The following is a 5,083-nucleotide window of genomic DNA, read 5'->3' as shown; positions in this document are numbered from 1 at the left end:
AATAATTTTTAATTTTTTAATAAATAAATTTTATTAATATTCTATTTTATTGAAATATTCATTTATAATAAAGGCTTCCGAAGAAGCACTTTTCAAGATCAAAATTATTGCTTAATCAAATATAATGCTGTGCATTGTTTCCCTGTCGTATCTGAGCAGATTTGTGCAGTTTTGGCTGATATCCATTTCAGACCTAAACTTAGATTAGCACCATTATAATCTTTTGCTGTATCCGCACACGATGCTTTTTGGTTATCAGAAAGCACTTTGACAGTTAAAATATCTAAAGCTTTTGGATCATTTTGATTACGCAAGACAGCAAAATTACCATTCATACGTTTTTGTAAACTTGTATACTGAAATTGACCTGGTTTCTTGAACTGGTATGTTTCAGAACAGTTTTTTTGTGCATTAAAAATAGTCCATTTTCCCCAAAAATCTTTATCTAGATTCACTTGAGATTTATCAAATGCTTGTGCTTGAAAAGTTAAAACAATCAAGCCCATAGCGAATATCATTTTTTTTAACATTACGGTTTCTCTAAAATTCAATTGTGTATTTTGCTCGTAAATGTACAGGTAAAACTGTTCCAACTTTCCTTGCATAAATTGTGTTAAAACTATTACTTAAAAACCAAGTAATCTTGAAATCAGGTCAAAGACTGGATCACCTGTACCCCTTTAGAATGCTTTTACCAGGTGACAGTAACCCGTCGATTTGGTGCAAGACATTTCAGCGTATCTTCATTTTTAGTCTTACTACCGCATTCTCTATATTTGGTCGTAATTCCATTTGCTTTTACAGAAATAATATTTGGATCTACTGCATACTTAATCAATAGTTGAGCAACTGTATTTGCACGATTAGCAGAAAGCTGTTGATTATAAATATGGCTACCAATCCAATCCGTATAACCTGTAATATCAATATGCTCAGGATTCGATTCAATTATTTTCTGAGCAACTGATACTACCGAGGTGTAATTTTTATCAATTGCATTTTCATCAAAACGATTAAATGCAAACAATAAATCTACACTCTGTTTTTCATGAACAGTCGGTATTTCATGTCCAATTTTCACCACTTGTGAGGATATCTCTGCTTTAGATATAGTCTGTGAGTTTGGGCACTGCTCACCTTTCCAATAAAAATTTTCGACTAAATCACGCTGGTTAAAATCAATTCTAAGCTGACAGCGTCTGTATTCTGAGGTATTTGAGTCACGTATATCCAAAACATAATTCCAGACTTTAACGTTAAAAAGACCTTCTTTAAATTGAGGATTTCCCAAAATAAAACGTACTTGACCCTTATCAAGCCCTTTATCTAAAAGTGTTATCTTTTCATATTCATAACGATGTACCTGCTTCAAATATGACTCCTCGACATGAGGGAATTCAATATTCGGTGGTGTATTCTCGGGGTTTATTCCATCAGCTTGTGATTGAGAAATCATAAAACTACTGAATAAACACAAGACCATTATGTGATGTAATTTTTTCATTTTTTGCTCTACAAAATTCAATGATGAGAAGATAAAAAAATCTCCTCATCTCTACCCCAATTAATCTATTACGCCACTAACACCAATACGGAAACTTGGTTCACCTTGCGATGCAGCCGCTATACCACTCGTTATTGACCAACGCCCATTATCAGCTGTCTTTCTCAATGTGATACCAACTGCACTTTCACCACCGTGATATGCTGTGCCTGCTGCATATGTATATTTCCCAGGTACAAAAGGTGCAGCTTCTAATGACAATGCTGCTGCAATACCCGCATTTGCACGTTTTTCAACATCATTTATGCGTTTATTGGTTGACTGAAATACTTCTTGAAGCTGATTACCCAGATTATCAATCTTTGAATTTAAGTTTTGATCTTCTTGGTTGAGTGCATTAATTGCATCACCTACATTATGATGCACGCTATCCCCAACACTATAACTAGGTGCGGTAAAGCTTTGAGTATTAGTGTCATAAACAGCACCTCCACCCAAATATTCAATAATCGCCTGATTGGTTGTATTGAGTTGTGAACCATTTACAGCATCTTTCGATTTATCAGTTACAGCCCCATTTGCCACACCGGTCACTATACGATCACCAGATGTACCGCCAACATTCACTTTTGTACCACCTGTGTCTTTTGCAACCGTAATCTCTGCATCTTTACCGCCAGCTTGTTGGACTAGACCAACAGTACCGTTGTTAATATCGTTTTTGATATTGTTAATATCATATGTATTTTGGGTGATCTGATTTTGTAAATTGTCGCGGACATCTGCTAATTGCCCACCATTTACAGCATCTTTTGAGCCAGAGACAACTTCACCATCAGCTAGATTATGAATCGTTGTCCCATTATTACCAGCTAAAGTCACAGAATGAGTATTTGCTGTGTTATCTGTTATGTCATCATACTGAACAGCATTGGAATTCAAGTCCTTTATAGCTTGATTTAATGAGTTCACTGCACTATCTAATTGACCTACATTAACAGCATCAGTAGCAGCTACACCATTTGCTACATTACTTATAACCTTGTTGCCTGCATTAATACCTGAAACTGTAATGCCTGGACCATTTGCAATAATTAAACCATTATTACTTAAGGTCACTGCACCATTGTTGATATTCACACCATTCGAACCATAAATAGCTGTATTTTTGCCATCTGTAACTTCTGTACCATTTGCAGTCAATGTAGCTATTTTTGCTGGATCGTTCTCATCAATGATTTGAACACTGCTCATACCTTTTAGATCTTTATTCAGTTTTACTTGAACCTGACCTTGCATTACTTCAGTAATAATATTGTTATCACCAATAAATGCCAAAGTTGAACCCAACTGATTTATAGAAGTCCCATTATCACCAATAAAAGTTAATGGTTTCATTACTGCTGTATTTAAGCTATTAATTGCATCAGCAACATTATTCACAGTTGTCGTTGTACTGGTATCAGCTGGATTGATCGTGACTTGATAGCCTGGTGCAGAAATCGAGCCTGTTGTCGGATCATAACTAGCCCCTCCACCTAAAGCGGATGCCGTAGCATTTCCTAAAATATCTGTTTTGGCATCTTGACCTTTCACAATCGAATCAAGCTGGGCTTTGTTTACAGCATCAGTAGCAGCAACACCAGCAGCAACATTGCTTATAACCTTGTTACCTGCATTAATACCTGAAACTGTAATACTTGGACCATTGGTGATACTTAAGCCATTATTACTTAAGGTCACTGTACCATTGTTGATATCTATACCATTCGCACCGTAAATAGTCGTATTCTGGTTATCTGTTACTGTGTTTCCTACTGATGACATTAGATTGCTATTGCCCTTACCATCAGTTGTTTCAATACTGCTCAGATCTTTAAGATCTTTATTCAGTTTGATTGCAAGCTGACCCTGTGTCATTGCCGTAGTAATATTGCTATCACCAAGCATAGCCAGACTTGAACCTAACGGGTTCACCGAGCTGCCACTGTCCCCTGTAAAGGTCAGCGGTGTAGTCACTGCAGTCGTTAAGCTATTGATTGCATCGCCGACATTGTGAACCGTCGTTGTCGCACCGGCTTCATTCGGATTAGTGGTTACGCTGTAGTTCGGTGCACTGATCTCACCTGTTGTCGCATCGTAGCTTGCACCACCGCCCAGGTTACTGGCGGTACTGGTACCTAAAGCATCGGTTCTGGCATCGCTGGCTGCACTCGCTGCAGTTAACTGACTGACATTCACTGCATCTGTGTTTGCTGTACCTGCTGCAACATTACTGATCTTTTTACCCGCTGCATCAATGCCTGCCGTGGTGATACTTGGGCCACCTGTAATGCTTAAACCATTACTGTCAATAAAGGTATTGCCCGTGCTGATGCTGGTCAGGCCTGTCAGGGTTTTATTCAGGCTCACTGCGATCTGGCCCTGACTTGCCGTTGTCGTGATGTTCCCATCCCCAAGCACTGACAATGTCGAGCCAAGTTTATTCACCGAGCTACCACTATCCCCTGTAAAGGTCAGCGGTGTGGTCACTGCAGTCGTTAAGCTATTGATTGCATCACCAACATTGTGAACCGTCGTTGTCGCACCGGCTTCATTCGGATTAGTGGTCACACTGTAGTTCGGTGCACTGATCCCACCTGTTGTCGCATCGTAGCTTGCACCACCACCCAATGCCGCAGCCGTACTGCTTCCCAACCCGTCCGATTTGCTGTCCTGTGCTGTTAATGCTGTATCCAGCTGGCCTTTGTTAATCGCATCACTGGCTGCTGTACCATCAGCAACATTACTGATCTTTTTACCCGCTGCATCAATGCCTGCCGTGGTGATACTTGGGCCACCTGTGATGCTTAAGCCATTACTGTCAATAAAGGTATTGCCCGTGCTGATGCTGGTCAGGTCTGTCAGGGTTTTATTCAGGCTCACTGCGATCTGGCCCTGACTTGCCGTTGTCGTGATGTTCCCATCCCCAAGCACTGACAGTGTCGAGCCAAGTTTATTGATCGAGCTACCACTATCCCCTGTAAAGGTCAGCGGTGTAGTCACCGCAGTCGTTAAGCTATTGATTGCATCGCCGACATTGTGAACCGTCATTGTCGCACCGGCTTCATTCGGATTAGTGGTTACGCTGTAGTTCGGTGCACTGATCTCACCCGTTGTCACATCGTAGCTTGCACCACCACCCAGGTTACTGGCGGTACTGGTACCTAAAGCATCGGTTCTGGCATCGCTGGCTGCACTCGCTGCAGTTAACTGACTGACATTCACCGCATCTGTGTTTGCTGTACCTGCTGCAACATTGCTAATCTTGCTGTTCGCTGCATCAATGCCTGCCGTGGTGATACTTGGGCCACCTGTGATGCTTAAGCCATTACTGTCAATAAAGGTATTGCCCGTGCTGATGCTGGTCAGGCCTGTCAGGGTTTTATTCAGGCTCACTGCGATCTGGCCCTGACTTGCCGTTGTCGTGATGTTCCCATCCCCAAGCACTGACAATGTCGAGCCAAGTTTATTCACCGAGCTACCACTATCCCCTGTAAAGGTCAGCGGTGTGGTCACTGCGGTCGTTAAACTATTGAT

At 41.0% G+C, this 5,083-nt stretch carries 3 protein-coding genes; all 3 read right to left on the bottom strand.

The window, feature by feature from the left end; all coding sequences use genetic code 11:
* Positions 1-104: 104 nt before the first annotated feature.
* Positions 105-506: a hypothetical protein gene (locus KPC_RS17775; RefSeq protein WP_227591505.1), complete on the bottom strand. Its 402-nt coding sequence runs from the start codon at positions 504-506 to the stop codon at positions 105-107.
* Positions 507-691: 185 nt separating this feature from the next.
* The gene (locus KPC_RS17770) at positions 692-1,456 is read right to left on the bottom strand and encodes an OmpA family protein (protein ID WP_171334544.1); all 765 of its coding nucleotides are present in this window, start codon (positions 1,454-1,456) and stop codon (positions 692-694) included.
* Positions 1,457-1,564: 108 nt separating this feature from the next.
* The coding region (locus KPC_RS17765) for a YadA-like family protein (protein WP_171334543.1) at positions 1,565-5,083 on the bottom strand (3,519 nt) is incomplete at its 5' end.

Origin of the sequence: Acinetobacter stercoris (assembly GCF_900323515.1) — a bacterium.
Taxonomy (GTDB): domain Bacteria; phylum Pseudomonadota; class Gammaproteobacteria; order Pseudomonadales; family Moraxellaceae; genus Acinetobacter; species Acinetobacter stercoris.
Note: the sequence above shows the minus strand (reverse complement) of the source record. Positions and strands in the feature narration are given on the sequence as shown.